Source organism: Endozoicomonas atrinae (assembly GCF_001647025.1).
Lineage (GTDB): Bacteria > Pseudomonadota > Gammaproteobacteria > Pseudomonadales > Endozoicomonadaceae > Endozoicomonas > Endozoicomonas atrinae.
Map to the genome: position 1 here is coordinate 16918 of NZ_LUKQ02000028.1, position 21716 is coordinate 38633.

At 45.1% G+C, this 21716-nt stretch carries 21 protein-coding genes and 1 pseudogene; 16 read left to right on the top strand and 6 right to left on the bottom strand.

Features of this window, described 5'->3' with window-relative positions; genetic code table 11:
• Positions 1-45: 45 nt before the first annotated feature.
• From AK963_RS05945 to AK963_RS05980, 9 genes are all read left to right on the top strand, one after another.
• Complete coding sequence (locus tag AK963_RS05945; RefSeq protein WP_066014547.1) at positions 46-339, top strand: hypothetical protein; 294 nt, start codon at positions 46-48, stop codon at positions 337-339.
• A 197-nt stretch (positions 340-536) separates the two neighbouring features.
• The gene (locus AK963_RS05950; RefSeq protein ID WP_066014548.1) at positions 537-1499 is read left to right on the top strand and encodes an alpha/beta fold hydrolase; all 963 of its coding nucleotides are present in this window, start codon (positions 537-539) and stop codon (positions 1497-1499) included.
• A gap of 114 nt (positions 1500-1613) precedes the next feature.
• Positions 1614-2621: an SGNH/GDSL hydrolase family protein gene (locus AK963_RS05955; protein WP_066014549.1), complete on the top strand. Its 1008-nt coding sequence runs from the start codon at positions 1614-1616 to the stop codon at positions 2619-2621.
• A 303-nt stretch (positions 2622-2924) separates the two neighbouring features.
• A complete protein-coding gene (locus tag AK963_RS05960; protein ID WP_066014550.1) occupies positions 2925-3608 on the top strand; it encodes a tRNA (adenine(22)-N(1))-methyltransferase in 684 nt (227 codons plus the stop codon).
• 218 nt (positions 3609-3826) lie between these two features.
• On the top strand, positions 3827-4573 hold the full coding sequence (locus AK963_RS35105) for a glycosyl hydrolase family 18 protein (protein WP_274520497.1): 747 nt from the start codon (positions 3827-3829) through the stop codon (positions 4571-4573).
• A gap of 197 nt (positions 4574-4770) precedes the next feature.
• Entirely contained in the window at positions 4771-6027 is a 1257-nt protein-coding gene (locus AK963_RS35110) for an immunoglobulin-like domain-containing protein (RefSeq protein ID WP_274520498.1), read from the top strand.
• 122 nt (positions 6028-6149) lie between these two features.
• Entirely contained in the window at positions 6150-6752 is a 603-nt protein-coding gene (locus AK963_RS05970) for a pentapeptide repeat-containing protein (protein WP_083232495.1), read from the top strand.
• Between the two features lie 125 nt (positions 6753-6877).
• Positions 6878-7270, top strand: coding sequence for a hypothetical protein (locus tag AK963_RS05975; RefSeq protein ID WP_066014551.1), 393 nt, complete (start codon positions 6878-6880; stop codon positions 7268-7270).
• A 178-nt stretch (positions 7271-7448) separates the two neighbouring features.
• A complete protein-coding gene (locus tag AK963_RS05980; protein ID WP_066014552.1) occupies positions 7449-8261 on the top strand; it encodes an enoyl-CoA hydratase/isomerase family protein in 813 nt (270 codons plus the stop codon).
• A 230-nt stretch (positions 8262-8491) separates the two neighbouring features.
• Here the strand turns inward: AK963_RS05980 and rlmF are convergent, their stop codons facing one another.
• From rlmF to AK963_RS05995, 3 genes are all read right to left on the bottom strand, one after another.
• Complete coding sequence (gene rlmF, locus AK963_RS05985; RefSeq protein ID WP_066014553.1) at positions 8492-9508, bottom strand: 23S rRNA (adenine(1618)-N(6))-methyltransferase RlmF; 1017 nt, start codon at positions 9506-9508, stop codon at positions 8492-8494.
• 196 nt (positions 9509-9704) lie between these two features.
• Positions 9705-10007, bottom strand: a complete 303-nt coding sequence (locus tag AK963_RS05990; RefSeq protein ID WP_066014554.1) for a hypothetical protein — start codon at positions 10005-10007, stop codon at positions 9705-9707.
• 610 nt (positions 10008-10617) lie between these two features.
• Positions 10618-10803 carry a hypothetical protein gene (locus AK963_RS05995; RefSeq protein ID WP_066014555.1) on the bottom strand — a complete coding sequence of 62 codons (186 nt, stop codon included), beginning with the start codon at positions 10801-10803 and terminating at the stop codon, positions 10618-10620.
• Between the two features lie 573 nt (positions 10804-11376).
• Between AK963_RS05995 and AK963_RS06000 the strand changes: the two genes are divergently transcribed.
• The 5 genes from AK963_RS06000 (at position 11377) to AK963_RS06020 (ending at position 16954) form a co-directional block, all read left to right on the top strand.
• The gene (locus AK963_RS06000; RefSeq protein ID WP_066014556.1) at positions 11377-12417 is read left to right on the top strand and encodes a M48 family metallopeptidase; all 1041 of its coding nucleotides are present in this window, start codon (positions 11377-11379) and stop codon (positions 12415-12417) included.
• A gap of 224 nt (positions 12418-12641) precedes the next feature.
• Positions 12642-13838: a M48 family metallopeptidase gene (locus AK963_RS06005; protein WP_066014557.1), complete on the top strand. Its 1197-nt coding sequence runs from the start codon at positions 12642-12644 to the stop codon at positions 13836-13838.
• Between the two features lie 660 nt (positions 13839-14498).
• On the top strand, positions 14499-14681 hold the full coding sequence (locus tag AK963_RS06010; RefSeq protein WP_066014558.1) for a hypothetical protein: 183 nt from the start codon (positions 14499-14501) through the stop codon (positions 14679-14681).
• A gap of 498 nt (positions 14682-15179) precedes the next feature.
• On the top strand, positions 15180-15446 hold the full coding sequence (locus AK963_RS06015) for a hypothetical protein (protein WP_066014559.1): 267 nt from the start codon (positions 15180-15182) through the stop codon (positions 15444-15446).
• Between the two features lie 143 nt (positions 15447-15589).
• On the top strand, positions 15590-16954 hold the full coding sequence (locus AK963_RS06020) for an MATE family efflux transporter (protein WP_066014560.1): 1365 nt from the start codon (positions 15590-15592) through the stop codon (positions 16952-16954).
• Positions 16955-17279: 325 nt separating this feature from the next.
• Here the strand turns inward: AK963_RS06020 and AK963_RS06025 are convergent, their stop codons facing one another.
• Positions 17280-18251 (bottom strand): IS5 family transposase, encoded by a 972-nt coding sequence (locus AK963_RS06025; RefSeq protein ID WP_066014561.1) that lies wholly within the window; start codon positions 18249-18251, stop codon positions 17280-17282.
• Positions 18252-18289: 38 nt separating this feature from the next.
• Positions 18290-18865 (bottom strand): hypothetical protein, encoded by a 576-nt coding sequence (locus AK963_RS31835; protein ID WP_139117267.1) that lies wholly within the window; start codon positions 18863-18865, stop codon positions 18290-18292.
• Between the two features lie 213 nt (positions 18866-19078).
• On the opposite strand from AK963_RS31835, the gene AK963_RS06035 reads away from it, so the two are divergent.
• Together AK963_RS06035 and AK963_RS06040 are read left to right on the top strand one after the other, a co-directional pair.
• Positions 19079-19834 (top strand): SDR family NAD(P)-dependent oxidoreductase, encoded by a 756-nt coding sequence (locus AK963_RS06035; protein ID WP_066014563.1) that lies wholly within the window; start codon positions 19079-19081, stop codon positions 19832-19834.
• Between the two features lie 225 nt (positions 19835-20059).
• Positions 20060-21235, top strand: a complete 1176-nt coding sequence (locus AK963_RS06040) for a hypothetical protein (RefSeq protein WP_139117268.1) — start codon at positions 20060-20062, stop codon at positions 21233-21235.
• Between the two features lie 359 nt (positions 21236-21594).
• Here AK963_RS06040 and AK963_RS31840 read toward each other — a convergent pair.
• A pseudogene (locus tag AK963_RS31840) lies at positions 21595-21716 on the bottom strand (IS1595 family transposase); the annotation flags it as partial.

The window sequence follows — 21716 nt, forward strand, 5'->3', positions numbered from 1 at the left end:
TAATTTAATAGCTCGAATAAAAACTCTAAGTTCAGGATTAGGCTCGTGTTGTATCAGCAGGTATTTGGCTGTGGCTTTAACCTTGGAATAGATTTGCCAGGCTCATTCATTGATCAAAGTTACAAGAATGATGAGTGCCCATGTTTTGTTTGCCACTTAGGTGAGCAGTCATTATTTTTATGGGTGGATTTTGAGATGCCTGAAAAGCGAGAGGATTCAAAGAACCAAAGGTATACTCTTGATCTGCACACTGGGGGGCAGTTTCATAAGAGAGTAATCCAAACTGACTGCCAGGAAGAGATTACTGAATTCCTCAAACGGTATAGCACAGGTGAATAAACGATTTACCGGCGAGTTAAGCAATTGGGTGCTCATGTCTTTTAGGGATAATTTGATGAAGACTGTGTATATTTTAACCCTGTTCCCAACCGACCAGTACGATTATTACAACCCTTCTTTCTCCCACTTTCCAAGCAAGTGTCTAAATGTGCTTGTCCTACAATTATAAAAACACGCTTCTTATATGAGGAAGGAATATGTTCCAACCACGGCATGTTTCAGGACTGTTTTGGGGAATCCTTGGCATCTGTTTAGTAGCGCTGATTTGTTCTCTTGTTATCTATGTCGCTAACGATCGAGAATGGATATTGCTTGATGAAAAAAACAGATCGGATTTTGGTGGAAGTTATATCCAATTATCGGATGGCTTTACCCATTATGAAATCAGTGGGCCGGAGAACGGACCGATGGTTGTGCTGGTTCATGGTGGAACGGTTCCCATGTTCCTGTGGGATAAACAGGTGGCGGCATTGACTGGTGCTGGTTTCCGAGTACTCAGGTATGACCAGTATGGGCGGGGTTATTCTGATCGACCGAATGTTGAATATGACCGTGAATTGCACCAGAGACAACTTAAAGAGTTACTTGAAGCACTGTCGATAGATAAGCCTGTGACTCTTGTAGGTCAATCCTCAGGAGCGCCTGTAGTGGCTACCTTTACGGTTAGTAACCCTGATAGGGTAGAAAAACTGGTGCTAATTGCCCCTGTACTGGACTATGCAAAAGATGGAAGCGCGTTGAGAAAATACCATGTGCCTTTTTATGGTGAATGGCGTTTACGTGTTTTTCAGGTGCCGGATGCGGTAAAGAAAATCAGACGTTTTTTCAGCGACTCAGGAGCTGATGACAGTTATGGTGATCGGTATGAGCAGCAAACTCAAATTATCGGTTTTGAACGCTTTTACCTGTCCTTAATAAGGAATGATTATTTGCTGGGCTATCAAGACATCTACCCGCAGTTAAATAATCTCCCGGTCTTGGTTCTATGGGGAAACCAAGATGAGGATGTGTCTCCAGAGGATATCAAACGCATACTCCAGCTTGTTAAACAGGCTAACTCTGTTGAGTTTAATGCTGGCCATGGTGTCAATATTGAAAAATCAGAGGAGGTAAATCGATCTATACTTGAGTTCCTGGGGAAAAAATTAGCAAACTTCTAATAAATCCCGCTTCTCCAAAATAAACGCAAGTAGCACCATGGGTTACCGAAGGTAAGACTGCACTTTTTTGCACCTATTCTGAGTAACTTTCAAGTAGTTTATGAGGGTAGTTTTATGCTAGAGGCTAGCAGCAGTAATGCTCTTTCGGCTTATGAATTACAGGGGACAAACTCATATCCTGCTGATCCTTCTCGAAAAAAATGGGGGCAACGAGATATATCAGTCATTGAGCCAGATCATCTAATACTTTCAGGTGACTCTCATTTCGATTGTCATAGCTGGAATGGTTGTGGTCCTAATACTGTTGGTCAGTTCATCAATGAGATGGTGAATCCAGGAGAGGAGTGTATTGAGGGGCAGCTTAAGCTGCCACGTAATATTATTAAAGAGGTAAAGCTGGTAAGAAATGGAGCTAACGTTTTAGTTGATGATCGATCTCTGGAAGAAACGACAACGACATCTTTGTTAGCAGCGCTAAAAAGTGAGGATGGTTATTTAAAAATTCGCAATCATAATGGACCCTTTTATTGTACGGACAGAGAATTTTACTGTGTGGACTATGATTCCACCCAGCCGTACTCCACTCGTTTGAAGGAATATTGCGATACAGGAGGGGAGGGTCCAAAAGAGCCCAAAGTTAATGTACAAAAAGATATTAAAGGTAGCTATGTGTTTGTCAGTGCTGGTGGGAATGATGTGGTAAACAACGGAGGCCTTCCTGTTGGTCCTTGGACTCTGCGAAATAACTTAGTTTCCATTGCCTGTCGATATAGGGAGTTAGGAGCCAGAAAAGTCAACTATGTTGCGCCGTATACGATGACGCCTCCGCTGGATGGATCCTGGTCATTAAGGTGGGGAGCACTATATCTGAGCTCTGCGTTAATAAATGGCGCAGCAAGTATAGGTAAGCGATTTTTACTGCCTTCTCTGAAACCCGCATTTGATGAAGTTATTGATCTGTCTGATTTTGATAATAGTCATCGCAGACCTGATTATGGGTGTACCATTCCTGAGCCAACGATTAAGGGGGCAAAAGAAATCGCGGAGCGAATTGTTAAAGTCTATGAAACACAAAGCAGGTCGGTCGCACAGGAGACTAGAATTTTTATGGATGGAATTTGAAGTGTCTGAAAAGGGAGAGGCCCCAAAGAACCAAAGGTATACTCTTGACTTACATATTAGGGATCAGCTTTATCAATGAATATTGCAAACTGACTGTCAGGAAGTAAAGTCTGAGTTTCTCCAGCGGTTAGGCACCCTGTGAATAAGCAATATAGAGGTTGGATATGGAGAATAGGTTTTCATGTTTTTTGAAGATAACCGTGCATATTTTTATCTTGTAACCCTGCTTTACTCCCAACCGGCCAACACAATCATTACAATCCCTCCTTATTCACCATTCGGTTCATCGGGCAGGTTGTGTCATTGAAACTTAGCAAACGACTCAAACAGATCAATTCCATGGTGAAACCTGGATACACCCATATCTGGGACTGCTGCTGTGACCATGGTTTTCTGGGGGCAGCAATGTTATCAATGCAGGCTGCTGAGTGTATTCATTTTGTGGATATTGTGCCTGAATTGATGGCGGAGCTGGATCGTAAACTGGAACGCTTTTTTCCAAACATGAGCTCAGTCTGGGAAACCCATTGTCTGGATGTAAAAGCCTTACCGCTGGATCAGTATCAGGGTCGGCACCTGGTGATTATTGCCGGTGTGGGTGGTGATTTGATGGTTCAGTTTATCCATGCGTTGGTTCAGCAGTATCCGGGTCATTCCATTGATTTCCTGCTTTGTCCTGTTTATCACCAGTTTATGGTGCGGCACCAGCTGATTGAGCTCAACTTCAGCCTGAAGCAGGAAGTGCTGGTGGAAGAAAACCAGCGCTTCTATGAGATTTTGTTGGTGTCTTCGGTCAGTGATGGACAATCAACAATCAGCCCCTTTGGTGATGATATCTGGAAGGCCGATACCGCAGGGCAGGCTGAAGTGGCCAGACGGTATCTCAACAAAACGATCGCTCATTACCAGAGAATTCAACGAGGCTGCGTCGATAACGTCCAGTCCATTATTGATGGGTATCAGCGTGTGATGATTGTTGAGCCGTGAACTGTTTTCATACTCACCGTCTTTCAAAGAACGATTTTGCTGGCATCGCTCTCTCTTTTGCCGCCGTGTAGCGACTTGAAATCCTTTGGGTATATTCTTTAGCGGTCTATTCTGATCTTTATCGATAATTTGTGAACCCGATCCTTTTATTGCTATTGCCTTGTTAATCAATAGCTTATAAAAAGCGCGGGTAAATGAAATGTGTAAGGAACAGAAATTTGTTCAAGCGTAAATTATTACAACTGGCTACTTCCGCCGTACTGGCTGCAATGGGTGCGACCGCACAGGGCTCTACTTTTCAGGCCAGTGGTTCGGCCATGGTCAATCCGGACAGTGGCGTGGTTGTGGGCTACTGGCACAACTGGTGCGATGGCTCGGGCTATCAGGGTGGTAATGCTCCCTGTGTGAAACTGGATCAGGTTGACCCCATGTACAATGTGGTCAACGTCTCGTTTATGAAAGTGTACGACACGGCTGCAGGTCGAATTCCAACATTCCACCTGGATCCGGCCATTGGTCTTTCTGAGCAACAGTTCATTAATCAGATTGCTGAGCTGAATAATCAGGGCCGCTCTGTGCTGATTGCCCTGGGCGGTGCTGATGCCCATGTTGAATTGCAGGCTGGTGATGAACAGCCTTTTGCGGATGAGATCATCCGGCTGACTGACTACTATGGCTTTGATGGTCTGGATATCGACCTGGAGCAGGCTGCTGTTACCGCGGCAGATAATCAGACAGTAATTCCAGCAGCGCTGCGCATTGTGAAAGACCATTACAAAGCGCAGGGTAAAAACTTCCTGATCACCATGGCGCCGGAGTTTCCTTACCTGATCGATAGTGGCAAGTTTATCTTGAAAATCTCGAAGGTTATTACGACTGGATCAACCCTCAGTTTTACAACCAGGGTGGCGATGGTATCTGGATTGATGGGATTGGCTGGATTGGTCAGAACAACGACGCATTAAAAGAAGAGTTTATTTATTACATCTCGGACTCTCTGGTAAACGGCACCCGTGGTTTTCATAAGATTCCACACTCCAGACTGGTTTTCGGTATTCCAACCAGTAATGATGCCGCTGCTACTGGTTTTGTCAAAGACCCTCAGGACCTATACAACGCCTTCAAGCGCCTTGAATCACAGGGGCAGGGGCTGCGTGGTGTGATGACTTGGTCGATCAACTGGGATATGGGCACCGACGCCTCCGGTAACGCTTACAATGAGCAGTTTATTAAAGACTACGGTCCATTTATCCACAGCAACTCACCAACGCCACCGCCGGTTGAGGGTAAGCCGGTATTGAAAGGGGTTCAGAATGTCCGTGTTCTGCATCGCAGTGATTTTGATGCCATGGCCGGAGTCTCTGCCATTGATAATGAAGATGGTGACCTGACGGGGGAAATCCGCATTGACGGTTATGTCGATACCCACGAGATAGGCACCTATGCTCTCACTTATCGTGTAACGGACAGTGATGGTAATACAACGCCTGCCGTTCGTTCTGTGGAGGTGTACAGTCTGAAGCCCGTTTTCTCCGGGGTAGACAACACAATTATCCAGCTCAATACCCCATTTGATGAAATGGCGGGTGTTACGGCTACCGATGCTGAAGACGGTGATCTGACATCGTTAATCCGTGTGTCAGGTTCTGTAAATACGTCCGTTGTTGGTGTTTATAGCGTGAACTATTCCGTGACCGACAGTGCGGGTCAGGCGGTTTCTGCTGAGCGGAAAGTCACCGTATCGGATGGCACCAGCTGCGCTAACCCCTGGGATGCAGGCACCATCTATTTGAAAGGCGATGAGGCTTCTCATAACGGAAGTCTGTGGCAGGCCGGCTGGTGGACCCAGGGTGAAGAGCCAGGTACGACCGGAGAGTGGGGCGTATGGCGTAAAGTCTCTGACAGTTCCTGCGGTGGCAGCGGTCAGCCAGATCCTGACGCTGAAATCACCGTTTCCGGTGTTGCTGCTGAATACACAGCGGTTGATGGTCTGGTGAACCTCTCGCTGCAGATTGCTGTGAATGAAGCCATGGATCTGCATGCGGTGATCACGGACTCAAGCGGCAATGTGGTCAGCAATGCCAGTCTTTCCGTAACGGGCAACAGCAACCTTGCGATGAGCATCAGTAATGCGGAAGCGGGCCGCTATACCCTGAAGGTAAACGGAACCACTGCAGACGGAGAAACGGCAAGCTATGAGGCTGGCTTTACGGTGAAGGTCGAAGGCGGTGTCACACCACCTCCGGGTGAGTACCCTCTGTACGATGCCAATGCCAGCTATGCAGCGGGCGATATCGTGGTTGGCAGCGATAATGCCCTCTACGAGTGTAAGCCCTGGCCCTACACGGCCTGGTGTTCCAGCCCGGCCTATGCGCCAGGGAGCAGCCAGTACTGGCAGGATGCCTGGATCAGGTTGTAATTTTTGGTCAATAGAAAGCGGTGAGTGATTACCGCTTTTCTTTCTTGTAAGAAAGTTTCAGGATAGCTGATTTGTATAAAGTACTATGCTGCTTCGTTTTACCCAGTTAAATATAAGATGATATGAAAAGCACTATTGAGAATGGCGCAGAATACCTGTCCACAACCTTCAGCGATGGTGACTTTGCCCATGGGAAATTCCAGGGGATCGAGTTCGATGCCTGTACCTTTGTGAACTGTGATTTCAGCGAGGTGTTGTTTGAAAAGTGCCGCTTTATTGATTGTGAATTTGAAAAGTGCAATCTCAGTCTGGTTAAGTTGAACTACAGCCGTTTTTCTGATGTTGCTTTCAAAAGCAGCAAGCTGGTTGGTGTTGATTGGACTAAAGCGGCCTGGCCCAATATCTCAGTGGCCTCACCCATCGCGTTTTTCCAGTGCATTCTGAATGATTCATCCTTCTTTGGTCTGGATCTGGCTGAGATCAGGATGGAAGCGTGTAAGGCACATGACGTTGATTTCAGGGAGGGCGATTTCCGTGATGGCGTATTTGATTATACCTACTTTACCCATAGCCTGTTCAGTAACACTGATCTGACGTCTGCCAGCTTTGCCGAGTCGGCCGGCTACGACATCGATATTCATGCAAATAAGATTAAAAATGCCCGATTTTCACGTCATGAGGCGATCCGGTTGCTGGCCAGTCTGGATATTGAGTTGCTGGATTGAGATGCATATGTCTGAGGTCTACCTCACAACCTTGACTGCGTTGTTTTGTCAATGCAGAGTGTGTGAGGTGTGCAATGTGGCGTTTAAGCCATGTTGAGTTATCCAAATGATAACAAAAGGACTTTATGCATATTTATAACATCAAAAAATATTCATGGTTTTTGATTCTTGTTTTAGGTGTTGCCCTTTATTTTGTGGAGCCAGCTATTCGTGGGGAGGTAAGGCAGGGGACTCCGGGAGCTACATCCCGTGGATCTTTTTCTATCACTTTGAAAGTAGAGCCCTGTGTTCAGGAGATTGTTAAGCCCGATCCTGATAATCCAGAGAAACGCTGTTTTTCATCCCCTGGTATTCACTCCGTTGTGATTAGTTGTGAAAGTGATCCTGCTACGAGCTTTGTAGTCTATCCAGAGGAGGATCAGTTCTGTCTTAGTGAAGAGCTTCAGGATGCTTTTATCAAAAGCTTTAAGCAGCAAAAGTATCCTGGCAATGAGCCTATCATTATTGCTCCTGAATGATGATCAGATATGTTCCTGAACTAAGAGTAATTTAATACGGCGCCCGAAGTAACGGGTGATCAGGTATGTTTATAACTCAATGCAGTAGGAAGGTCTTTCCGGGGATGGTCTATAGTACATGACACCTGTTTGGTAAAAATATCCGCATTAAGCACGATCCCTAGAGGAATTCGTCTCGATGAGTGTATTAGATATTGCAAAAGAAACTGGTGTTACCACTGCTGTATTGAATAACCCGCCTGCCAATGTACTCACCATTGACCTGATCAATGAGGTCAACCAGTTCCTTGCTTCTGTGGATAAGGATCCGGACACAAAAGTTGTGATCTTCAAATCTGCAAACCCACTGTTCTTCTCTGCCCATTTTGATTTGAATCTTATCAATGGTACTCCGGATGGACAGGCAGGCTGCATGGCATTCAGCCAGATGATTAAGAAACTGAAACAGCTCAAGCCGCTTTCCATTGCCATTGTGGATGGGTGTGCACGCGGTGGTGGCGATGAGTTTGTGATGGCCTGTGACCTGTCGTTTGGTACAGAGAATGCCGTCTTTGCCCAGCCGGAAATCGGCGTCAATATTCCCACCGGAGGGCAGGGTGGTGTGCAATACACCCGTCGTATGGGGCGCAGCAAAGCGCTGCAGTCTTTATTAACCGGGCGTGATCATTCTGCCCAGGAAGCTGAGCGCTTAAACATTATTACCAAATATGTACCCAAAGCGGAGATGGATCGTTTTCTTAATGATCAGCTTGCCATTATTAACAGCCTCGATCTTCGTGATATCGCCATGTATAAGGATATTGTGGCCGCGTCTATTCTTGATGAAGAGGCGGGTGTGGAGCTGGAGCTTAAATACTTTCTGGATCGTGCCAGAGAGGAAAAATCGCAGACCATTTTCAAGGCATTCCTGAACAATGGCGGTCAGACGGAGCGGGAAGCTACCGACTTTATGGGGATTTTTGCCGACACCGTGGCTGAGTTGAGCCGATAGTCTCAGGGCAGAAATTAAGGGCTCCCATAAATGCTTATGAGGGGGCAATGCCAGTAGAGTCAATACTTGCCTCTGACCCATTGATCCACTCTGGGAGCCTGAGCATGCTGTGGGGATTCTTTTTTGAACCACAGAGCTCACAAAGAGCACAAAGGAAAAGAAAATCCCTTCTTTGTGCTCTTTGTGATTCAATCGATAACCCATGCAAACAGGGCGTCAATTCTTAATGTTTACATCCCCCAACGCTTTTCTCTCCATTGTATTTGCTGTTCTTCCGATAGAAATGTCCATGCCACAATACGAGTCATCTTTTGCCCCTGCACCATTTTAATCGTGCGGACATCAACGGCATTCACTTGCCTGAGGGATTTATACAGTGCTGGCAAGTTTTCCTGCTTAGACACAAGAGTCGAAAACCAGAAGCAATTTTCAGGCTTTGCTGAGCTTTCGGCAATCATTCGCTGAATAAATCCAGCCTCACCACCAGGGCACCAGAGCTCTGCTTTTTGACCACCGAAGTTCAAAACGGGCTTAATGGCATGGTTTCTTGAGGAAAGACCTCTATTCCTGGCGCTGCCTTTCTTACTTGCATTGGCCCTCAGGTTGCGAACCTTGCGCTCAGACCCTGCTGTTGCTTCTTCTAATGATGCATGGAATGGAGGGTTACACAGGGTGAAATCAAAGACATCGTGATCGTTTATTATCCCGATAAAAATATTATCTGGGTTTTTCTGCAGCTGGCACTGAATAGCACCGGCCAATGAACGGTTAGATTCAACAATCAGTGTTGCTGATTTTACTGATAATGCATCAATATCTGAGCCTGTAAAACGCCAGCCATAAGTTCGATGTCCAATGATCGGATAAACGCAATTAGCACCCATGCCAATGTCCAGGCCACGGATATGCTTGCCTTGAGGAATAACCCCTTTGTTAGAGGCGGCTAATAAATCAGCCATATGGTGAATATAGTCAGCACGACCGGGTATTGGTGGGCACAAGTAACCTGGTGGGATATCCCAGTTCTCGACCTTATAAAAATGCTGTAATAAGGCTTTATTCAGCATTTTTACCGCAGCAGGATCGGAAAAATCAACCGACAGATTACCAAATTGATTTTTGGCCACAAACGGGGCTAAGCCGGGGCAGCTTACTATCAACGCATCAAAATCATAACGTTGATTATGAAGGTTGCGAGGGTGCAGGCCTTCTTTCTTCTGCGTTGGCTGGTTTTTCTTTTGGGCCATTACACGTTACCAATGGGGTATGATTTCATAGAACTGGATAGTTAACAGCCGATGGGTGTTCGGGTATCGTGCAGGCGCTGAACACGTTAATCACAAAGCTGTTAATAAAAGCAGAGGGCTATCTTGAGTCTTGCATTTCTTCAAAATTAAAGGCTATTCGACCTTGATTTTGTGATCAACAGGCATAAGCCATGCTTCATGACAACTCACTTATCCACCCCCGTCCTGTTTCTGTCAGAACGTATCGCTCCTGCGCAAACGGCTTGTGGATAAAACCTATCGCTTTTTTGTTTTTCCCGGATGCTAGCGCCAGCATCCTCAGCAACTCCCTGACTTTATCTGGTCCGAAGCCGGTTCTCTTGCACAATTCCTCAAGACTCATTGGAGACTCTTTTAAAATCAGCAGGATAACAAGCTGAGCCATGGTAATGTTGTAGTTGTGGGAAATACTGATGTATTTTTCCAGCTTTGCCAGATTGTCAATCAGCTGCGTGGTCATTGGGTAAGATACCTGAAGAAAATCTGCCTGTTGTCGTGTTGCTCTGCTGATTATCCACAACAAACCATTCAGAATTTATGTGGACAATCTTGTGGATAAACCGTTAAGTGATCAAGGAGAGCATGAATTCATGTGGCGCTGTCAAAATTGATTATTTTTTGATCAGATTTTGGGTTTACGCCCTGTCGTAAGCATCACACTATACCAGTCCCTTCTCAAGGAATGATCGGTATATGTACTAGGGGGCGTTTTCAATTAGCCATGAGTCCAGTTGATCACACACGCATTCAGGCAAGGCGAACGGCGCAGGGCATGGTGGTTCCATGTTCAAGCCGTTCAACACAGCATGAATGCGTGTGTGATCAACCCGGAGGGCCGCCCATGGTTTGTGCCATTCTGCGTTGCTCACTACTTATGTGGAATAACCACACTACGCAGTTCACGCCTTGCCTGGCGCAAACCATGGGTGGCTGGTCACATGTCTAATTGAGAACGCCCCCTAAGAGACAAGGTGGAAAATATTGTCTTCGGATTGGCGGTTAATGAACGACTATGGTTTTAACGCCCCCTTGGTATCTCTATCTGCAGAGAGCGTGTGTCTCAAGAGAGGTCAGCGGTTAAGGTAGGCCCAGATTTTGGGGAGGGATTCAGAGCCTATGAGTTTGATCACCTTATCTATGACAACCCTTTCAGCATCGGTAGCGTTCTGGTAGAGAGTATTCAGGTCTTCTGCTCTTTCGATTTGATCCTTGTAGTTATTGATTGCCAGCTCAAGCATCATTCTTATTTCATTCATCGTGCTACTCCATAGCGATAGATATTTTTATCATTTTGTCACTGGGCTCGCAGGGAATATTTCGATATGGCTTGTTCTCAACGGCCAGCCTGTTTATGTTTTACCGGTCAATTTACCTGGAGTAAATGCTGTATCAGGAAAGAATCTATAAGATATCTTATGTATTAAGAAAAGCTATAAAAAGACTGTTGTTTCCCAACGTTGCGTGTCAATGAAAAGTACATTAGCTGGAATTGCCATGGGTGACTTGTACTCAATCGATCATGACAACCATTGGTTTAATTTCACAGGCTAAGGAAGGTGCGAATAAGTCCGCTCTCACCTTCGGTAACCCCTGGTATTACTGACACTGCCTTTGGAAAAAGGGACTTATTCGCAGTTTCCCTAATACTGGTGGTGTCAATATCAGCCCATTTAAATCGATGGAATCAAACCCGGAAAATACCTCGATAAACCTGAAAGGCAAAGCTGCCGATTGATAATGTCATTTCCTGATTTAATAGCATGATGGAACCAACAGATTTTTTTTTTGTCTGACCTGAACAATAGCTCGAACATCTTTGAGGACTGAACGTGTTTTCCAGGCTCAGACGCTTACCCATACTCTTATTTCCTCTTTGTATATCCCTTATTTCCTGCTTTTCCAATGCTTATGGGAATGAAGAGGTTCATTCATTAAATCGAGACGATATTATTATCAGTAAACTCCATCGGGTTGTTGATAGAAGCCTGCTTGAAGAAATTGAAAAAAATGGCCTTGCATCTGTTTCTGCTGGTATTGTTGGTTCGATGATTGGGGTCAGTTGGGTTGGTCTGAAAACAGCAGTCACAACAGGCAGTGCCAGCCCATTATTTATTGATTTTACTATGAGCGCATTACTCACCGGGGCTGCGCTGGGTACTCTCTCGGTCGTATCTCGAACTTATTTAAAGACGCCTTTTGATTTCTTTTCCCGGCCACTTACCTGGGGAGTATATAAATATTTTCAAGTGCGGGACTGGGTTTTGCACGAAGAGCCATCACCCGAACTGGAGCAGAAATACTCAGAGTTTCTTGACCCGGTTGCCGAACGTTTAAAGGCTGTTGTTGAGCAGGTTTTTGATGTCCCTGCTGATTACTGGACAATCACCCCCATGGATATGAGTGCTCCCAATGCTTTTGCAACCAGTGGCTATAATATTGCGGTTTATCACTCAATTTTTCCTCTTGCTAAAAATCAGGCTGGCATGGCCTGTATTCTGGGACATGAAATGGGACATGTATTGGCAAAGCACGTGGGTCAGAGTTTAAGTGATGTTATTTTTCTGAATAAACTGGCCCTTGCCAGTATCCCTTTTGCCAACTCAATTTCCCAGAACCGTGAAACTCAGGCTGACGAAATAGGCATCTATCTGACCGCATTAGCAGGATATGATCCTTCAGAATGCTCCAGAGTCTGGGACAGGATGACCGCATTTGGTGGAAATCTGCGAGAAGTCGTCAATATATTCCTTTCAACACATCCGACAAACAAGACTCGTATGAACGCATTGAAACAGCATGGAAATGCATTACAGGAATACTATTCGAACAAGCCACAGGTGCTTGGGCTTGGGCTGGAATACTCGCTGTAAGCTGAAACGGTTTTTTTAATTGGTCATGGGGTATTGAGAACATAACTTGGTACCCCCTTTATTGATGCAATTTTTGTGTTCAATACTTTTCCATGATCAATTCATCTTGGATATTAATCACCATTTCTTTATGTACTCTGTTTTATTATTAGAATTGTTGATTTGGAACTATCATTTAACCACTGTGTCTGATCTCAATCGTTTTCAACCTTTTGAGGTGTCAAATGTATTGGGTAAGATGTCTGTTTTTCATCACTCCCCTTTTTTTTCTGTTATCTCTTACCGGTTACTCTGATGAATACATTAGTGAGTACCCTGAACTAGCTGGAGAAGCCACTGGTTATAACAGAGCAGCAGCTGCTGGTTATGCTAGTGAGTACCCTGAACTAGCTGGAGAAGCCACTGGCTATAACAGTGCAGAAGTCACAGGTTATAACAGTGCAGAAGTCACAGGTTATAACAGTGCAGAAGTCACAGGTTATAACAGTGAAGAGGCGGTTGAGTTCAAACTCCGATCAACCATTGATCGCAGCCTGTCGGATGAAATCGCAAATACAGGGCTATCTTCCATTGCTGCAGGTATTGTGGGAAACGTTTTTGGTTTGAGCTGGACAGGCCTGGGTACGCTGCTTGAAAGCGGTGGAGCATCAAATGCCGTATTTGCCAACTTTACTGCCTCCGCAATTGGGGGGGGAGTGTTGCTTGGTATGGGGTCAATACTGGCTAGAACGTATCTGAAAACTCCCTCTGATCTGTTGTTCAGGCCTTTGTTCTGGGTTGTTTACAAATTTATGCAGGTAGAAGACTTTATTTTTTATGAAGAGTATCCGACAGCGCTTGATCAGAAGCACAAGGCATTTTTGCAGCCGGTTAGTGACAGGTTAACGTCTGTTGCGGAGCGGGTATTTGATATCCCTACTTCGTATTGGGAGATTGACCTGATGAGTACTGGTGGTCCAAATGCGTTTAGTGTTGGTGGATATAAAATTGGCATCTACCGTTCTATATTCACAGTCGCTAAAAATGAGGCAGGCATGGCGTGTATTCTGGGGCATGAAATGGGGCATGTTCTGGCCAAACACAGTGGCCAGAGAATGACTGATTTCCTGTTTTTTAATAAAAAGGCTCTGGCCAGTATCCCCTTTACGAACGCCATTGCTCATAACCAGGAACACCAGGCGGATGAGATTGGTCTCTATTTGATGGCTCTTGCAGGGTACGATCCATCAGAATGCTCCCACGTCTGGGAAAGGTTTACCTCTGCGGCAGGTGATGTCAGAGGTATTATTCGTATTTTCCTGGCGAGTCACCCTACAAATGCTTCTCGCATGGCTGCGCTGAAAAAACTCGGAAGTGAGTTGAAGGGCTATTACGCCAGAAGGCCGGGTGCACTGGGTCTGGGTGGGGAATACGAACTTTAGTGGATTCCGGGATTTGAACTTCAGGAGCTTGAGTAACTCAGGTGGCGTGGCCGAGTCTGGTTGTTGAGTCATTGCGGGAGTATGGTTTTCTATATTCCGTGAGCGTTTTCAATTTGACATCTTCTGACCCGTGGTCCATGGCCTGTACCAGGCAAGCTATTAACAACCAGCAGTGCTCACTCCGCATCATCAGTGGGGAGAGCAGAATAGATTAGTGCAAACAATGGGTATGTCCTCTTTGTATGATTACTATTTCTCGCAAGGCTCCTTGAGAGCGTCTCATGCCGTTCATTCTGGTGCTGAGTCTGGAATAATCTCACCTGCAGGAAAAGTTCGTCTACATTATCTGCCAGTGTTAGCTTTTATCATTTCTTAATTCTGAACGCGTTAATAATTTGGAAATAAACGCGTGAGAAGGCTGGGAGTTGAAATGCCAGACTATACATTACACCCACCCCAAAGCCTCCTCTTCCTCCGCCTGCTCCGCCAGGTTGTAATAAGGTTGATATAAGCAGAGATCAATGTTCAGCCATAGAGGATCTTTGCAGTTCGGAGCTATCTGGATCTGCTGCTTTTGGGATTTTCTCGGCAACTGTTATTTCTGTAGTGGTACTGTATATTCTTTTCACTGCAGTGGACGGTTGCTGTAAAGGAAAGTCATTGAGGGAACTTCCAAGACATACTGCTGATATGACCATTGATCTTGGCCAGCGCTCAATTCATGCAGTAAGAACCTGTCCAGCACGGTTGGTGGCGTTGGTGAATGGGAATGCCCATACAGGAAATGAAGTACCTCCAGATGTGGAAATGGATCAGTCGGAACCATTGAGACACAAGGTTTGAAGCCTGTAATCAGATTTACTCACAGTATGGATTTGATTCCGTTTGAACGGTTTCAGGAGCGTTAACCGTATCCTGATTTTTTTCTTTCAAACGCTAATGAGATAAAACTATGGGACATTAAGTTAGGTAATTATTTTAGATATAAAACAGGCAGTGATATTGATTTCGATATATTCTTTCATAAGACGGTCAGCATTCTACAGTTGTAATAATCATCTTGTCATTTTAAAAAGAAGGAATAATGATGCCAGCAGTTGATGTGATGTAGGGGGCTACGCAAATCTTCCAATTCCTGCACCTCAGTTTCAAGTTGAACACAATGGTAATGATGATGGGGAAATACCAGTAGAACTGTATTTTGGTTTCTTTTCTGTTTCATGCTGTGTTATTGCCTTGGCTTACTGTAAGTCTTCAGGAAGCCGAAATGCTGCATACAATTTGGGGCAGCATCTTTGTCAGCGAACGGTTACAGGTATTCAGAATCTTCATAATCAATGTATGACTTTTATCAGAGGTAATCAGGCTACTGACCAAACAAGAACTGATTGCGCTCAGGCAACGGATAGAAACATTGATAAAGTTGAAGATCCAGCCACTAAAGTTCCAGACATTGAAGCTCAAGCTACTATAGCCAGTGATATCGAAGCTCAAGCCACTAAAGCCAGTGATGTTGAAGCTATAAATATTGAATCGCAGGCTAAAAGTGAGTCTGATCTTGACGATAGTGATTTTGTTTTTATCGCCACAGAAGAAGAGGAAAGATAATTTATCTGCCCGTACTTAATTCATTTAAAGCTTTGGGGTAGAGTGGTAGTATTCCCGCCGCCTGAACGGCCGCATCCTACCCCTGCTCACTTTGCCATCCTGCCTGAATCCGAGCCTGTGTATTGGTGTGAATGCTCTGATTAATGCAAATGTTATCTTCCCGTTTTCATCGTTTTATTGATGAATCCAAAGCTCTGCTGAACCTTTCACTGCCCATCATCGTGACCCAGCTGGCCACCAATGGTATGAATTTTGTCGATACCAGTATGGCTGGGCAGGCCAGTGCAAAGGATCTGGCCGCAATTGCTGTCGGTACCAGCCTGTGGTTACCGGCCAGTTTGTTACTGCGCGGTATTCTGATGATGCTGACGCCGGTTACGGCTCACCATCGAGGCGCTGACAATAATCAGGGTATCAGTAAAGATCTGGGACAAACGCTATGGATTGCTGTGTTTTGCTCTGCCATTTTGATCGGGTATCTGAATGTCAGTGAGGAGATTCTTGTTTATATGAAGGTTGCACCGGAGATTATTCCGGTGGGTGTTGGCTACCTCCATGCCCTGGCTTTCGGACTGCCGGGGATCGCTCTGTTCTACATGCTTAACAGTTTTCTGGAAGGCATGGGAAATACCCGTGCGCCGATGGTGATCTCTCTGTTGGGTCTAGTGGTCAATATCCCGGTGAACTATCTTCTGATCTATGGGAAGTTTGGTCTTCCGGCATTGGGGGCAGTAGGTTGTGGCTGGGCGACCAGTCTCGTGTACTGGCTGATGTCATTGCTGATTTTTCTGTATATTCGCAAGCATCATCGTTATGAGCACTTGCTTGATCTGAAAGCGGCGTTTCCTGATGTTTCCCGAATGCAGGAATTGTTTCGTCTGGGTCTTCCTATTGGTGTCAGTATTTGCGTCTGCGGCAGTATTTTTGCCGTAATAGCGCTGCTGATTGGCAAGCTTGGAGCAAACAACATTGCTGCGGCTCAGATAGCCCTGAACTTTTCCAGTATGACTTATATGGTTCCCATGAGTCTGTCGTTTGGTATTACCATTCGTGTGGGGCACTCACTGGGGAAAGGGCAGAGGGATGAAGCCAGAATGCAGGCCATCTGTGGAATTTTAACCGCAGTGTCGATTGCTGTTTTATCGGTACTTTGTATATTGCTGTTCCGACAGCAAATTATCAGTTTGTATACGAGCGAACCGCTGATTGTAAAAGGGGCTTCGGTGTTGTTGGTATGCGCTGCGATGTATCAGGTCAGTGATGCTGTGCAGGCATCAACCAGTGGTGCTCTGAGAGGTTATAAAGATACCCGGGTTCCCATGATGCTTTCATGTGGCGCCTATTGGGGCGTTGCCTTACCCGTTGGATATGCTTTTGCCATGACGGACTTTTTTGGGACCCCTATGGGGACTGAAGGATTTTGGGTTGGTATTATCACAGGGCTCACATTAGCGGCCATACTATTGCTTGGCCGACTGCTATTTTTGATGAAGCAATATCAGAATTAAACAGTACCTCTAAGGCAATCATTCGATGGCTGGGCTGGAGTCCTTCTGACTCTAGCCATACCTGCCTATAGAAAAAATGATCGGCTTTTTAACAATTGACGTATTTTTCAATAAGATAATCACCTCTGATCTCTTTTATTCTTTCTCTTTTCTCTTCATCATGTTCTTCAAAAGGCTGGTCGGGAGGCTTAGCTCCTATTAGGGAATCTGCGAGCAAGTGACTTTTAATAAATACAGTTTATAGAAGTTATTAATTCACTATTATGCAGCTCAAAAATAACTCAGTTTCCTGTTGTTTACATCGGTTTACCGGCTTCCAGACACATTAACCCTGCGCCCGGATCATTTGGTCCAGTCTAACCATGTTTGCCAGGGCGAATAACATCGCCAGCTTGCCATCATTTTTCCGAAGTCCCCGATAACGGGCTTTGATAAATCCAAACTGACATTTGATGATTCTGAAGGGATGTTCCACCTTGGCCCGGATGCTGGCTTTCAGGTATTCCGTTTTCAAAATGACTTTATTGATTCGAGGGTGTTTCCTGAGCCTCTTCAACTTGCCTGGTTGTTCGGCTATATGCCACTGTGCAGCGTCTGTATTGAGCTCTTTTCGCTTCTCAGCTCCCATGTAGCCAGCATCGGCAAAGACAAACTTTTCATCGCCGTGCAACAGGTTACCAGCTTGATTAAGGTCGTGCTCATTAGCGGCTGTTGTCGTCAAGCTATGGGTTAAACCTGTACGGGCATCGACACCAATGTGTGCTTTCATGCCGAAGTACCATTGATTTCCCTTTCTGGTTTGATGCATTTCAGGATCCCGCTGCCCCTTCTTATTCTTTGTTGATGTCGGTGCTTCAATGATCGTGGCATCGACCAGTGAGCCTTCTTTCAAAACGATACCAGACTCTGTCAGCCATTGGTTGACGTCCGTGAAAATAGCCCGAGCCAGGTTATGAGTTTCCAGCAGGTGTCGAAAGTTCATAATGGTTGTACGATCCGGAATCGCTTTATCCAGAGATAATCCGGTAAATAATCGCATGGATGCAATTTCATAAAGGGCATCTTCCATGGCCGGATCACTGAGGCTATACCATTGCTGAAGGCAGTGTATTCGGAGCATGGTGGTCAGCGGGTAAGGCCTACGGCCATTGCCGGGTTTGGGGTAATAAGGCTCAATAATTGCCTCAAGACGATGCCAGGGAATCAGTTTATCCATGCGGGCAAGAAATATTTCTTTGCGGGTCTGGCGGCGCTTTTGAGTGAATTCAGCGTCGGAAAAGCTGAGTTGTTGATCCATGGCTAATCTCCAGCAAGGGCTGAGAGGAGATTAGCTTATTATCGGAGACTTAATCGCAGGTTCCTTAGCAGTAATAGGTTGGTCATATTGTAGTTATTACTTTGTAACGCAGAAGTGAGTGATTCTTCAAGCGCTTCAAGAACATCCAGATCTCTTGTCTTGGCTTTAAGATTTGGATCTCTATTTTCTATTTTAGTCCTCAGCTCACTTCGTTCAGTCATTGTATCTAGCAACAATGTAGTCATTGGTATCATGTTTAAGCGTACAGCCTGCTTCAGAGCCAATCCATAGTCTTTCATCTGACGTTTTCTGTTTGGTATTAGCAAGGCTGCAACATCAGAATGAAGCTCAGGATAAACTTCTGACTCAAGATAAGGTTTACAGTAACAGCAAATAGAAATATTCAGACTGGTTAAGTCATTAGTCAGGGCATCTTTTTTCTCTGTAGCGGGTAAAGATTTACTTTCCGGTACAAAAGTAATTACTCTTCTTCCCAGGTAAAGAACACTTTGGGTGGTTGCACAGCATAGAGTACAACATGGGTTCTTGTCGGCCACTATTGATGAGTCTTTGTCCAGGTAAGTGATATCAACTCGGAATCCTGATGCTTGCATGATTATTGATGCCTTTATTTGCGTGATTATTTCGATAACCGCTTGCTGCTGAAGTTCCCAGTATTTATTACACTTGTTCAGATTTCTCTGGAAATATGTTGTAGGAAACTGATTTATTTCTTTACTTCGTAAAAATCCCCCGAATGGGTTACGCCCTTTCCTTCCAATCTTTTTAAGCTAGGCAATAGTTATTTATCCGGGCGTTTAACAACAATGAAGAAATTATCGGGAAAGATTGCCCTGGTGACCGGAGCGGGTCAGGGAGTTGGTCAGGGAATTGCGCTTTCCCTGGCTAAGGAAGGGGCTTTGGTGGCAGTTGCGGGGAGAACACTGGCAAAGTGTGTAGCAACCTGTGAACAGATCCAGGAAGTGGGTGGTAAAGCCGTTGCCATTGCTATGGATGTGAAAGATCCGGAATCCCTGTCCTGTGGTGTTGATCGTATTGTCAGTGAATTGGGCGGGCTGAATATTCTGGTCAATAATGCCCAGGAAATTGCCCTGGGTACGCTCAATAAAATCACCGATGAAGCGTTTGAAGCGGGCTGGCAATCCGGGCCATTGGCGACTTTACGATTAATGCGGCTCTGCTACCCGCACCTGAAAGGTGATGGTGTCATTATTAACCTGGCTTCTACGGCGGCCAAGCGTTGGGATATGTCTGGCTATGGGCCTTATGCCGCAGTAAAGGAAGCGATTCGTTCCCTCAGCCGGGCAGCGGCCTGCGAATGGGGGCCGGATAATATCCGCTGTAACGTGGTGCTGCCCCATGCAAAATCACCAAGTCTTGAGTGGTGGATGAACAACAACCCTGATGAGGCTGAAGCCTTTGTGAAGGCTATTCCCATGCGTCGGGTTGGTGAGTGTGAAAGTGATATCGGCAGGGTTGTGGCCAGCCTCTGTTCTGATGATATGCGCTATATCAATGGCCAGAGTATTGCTGTAGATGGGGGGCAGGCATTTATGGGGTAGATTGCCAGGCTCTGGCGAACCTGGTTCAGGTTTTTATTATCTGGCAATCAGTTATTGGACTGTGTCAACGCCCCCTAACCACCTTGTTAGTAAACTGGGTTGATTGATGTTGTATATTGCTACTCAGTGGGGAAGTAACTGACTTTCGAGAAAACTGATTAATGGCTATCAGCAGAATATGGCTCATTGAGAATACTGCCTGGTGCCTAAATTTGGAAATAAAAGGTGAACATAAATACTTGCCTAACAGTAAAGGGAACCTTTTCAGAAGAAGTTGTTCAAGAACCAATAAACCCGGTTTGTTCATTTTCCGTGAAAACAAGCCAGGAAAGTATTATTTTGGAACGAAGAACTCTTCAATCCTGGACTATTAAAAGAGTGTGTGAGTCTCCATGTTCAGGGCTCCCGTCCGCAGTTTTTATTAATCATCCAGTCGGTCAGCAGTTAGGTAAGCGTGCAGCTTCTGCATGCTCTGATGAAGTAGAGGATGTTGAACTGCCTCCTCATAAAAGTGCCCGTTTGAACGCGCCAGAAGAGTGTTCTCAACGACAACTGAGTTCAACAGTCACCGGCATTGTTGCTCCTCAAATGGCTAAAGCTTGCTTGTTGGAAGATTATGTAAATACCGCAGATCTTCCGCTGAATTTTATCTGGTTTGGTAGTGTTCTACCGGATCAATACATTACCAACATCCATCAATGGGCAGAGGCCTATCCTGACAGGTTGAATGTTATCTGGATACATAGCGGTCTTCTGACACCGGAAGAAATCCATCATATGATGACCCTTAATAAAGACAATGTGCGGGTGCTGGATGTTACGCAGTGTCCGGAATTTCAAAGTCTTGGGCTTAAAGAGGTTGATGAATGGCTTTATGCTGATCTGAACGAAATGGATAATGCGAGGAAAACCCGGGTATTTGCTATTGACAGTGATATCTATCGGGTTGCTTTGATGTATTTAGGCTCTGACCTGATTAGACCCCTTCTCAAAGAAGATGATCCATTTAAAAAGTTAGCAGGTACCGGGATGATTTACTTTGATACTGATACTTATTATGAGTCCGTTAAAGGTGTTGTAGACTGTTTGTTTAAAGGTGCTATGTTCAGTAATGGGAATGATGTGTATGCAGCTTCAGAAAAGGGGTTGGATTATTTCAAATGTTTGTTGCATGAAATGTTGAGCCACACTTCTTCCATTATTGAAAAAAAACGTAGTATTGATATTGTTAAATCAGTTGCCGGTGTTTTTCAGTTTTCTTATCATAGGTCCATGCACTTGAAACATGAGCACTATGATGATCAATGGATAATGTTCCCCTTCACTAAGAAAGTTCGTTGTGCTGATTCTTCCTGGCGAATGGGGAGCGCTTTGAATATGAAGCGAACGCTAATATCTTAAAAACAGGTGGCTAACCTTCATCGTTCCATTTTTCAAATAATACTGGTTATTCTTCTAATTCAGCGAGCTTTCGCACGTTAATAGCACATTTCCAGGAATGCTTTGTTTATTCAGTATCAGCGATTATGACCCCGAAGGTACAGGATCTGAAACCTCAAAAGCAACGATGCCGGAATAGGTTGTGCTTTCTACACTATCGACACTGAACTGTGGCGGTATCCTGGTAAACACTTGCTTTTCTGATAGCCTGTCATTCAATAAATCATTAAGAAAATCTGGGTAGAAAGTTTGATGGCGCATTCTGTATTTCGTGTATTCATCAGATACCCTTACTTGAAATATCGGATAAATGTTCCTGATTACCACTGTACCTCAGCCAGCTTGAGAAGCCTTGCTGGCATGGGGCAAGTTCGTGCAGCCATGTAACCCAACCTTGACACCATTGCTTTCAAATCAAAGCGCCGGTTGAATCGATAACAAT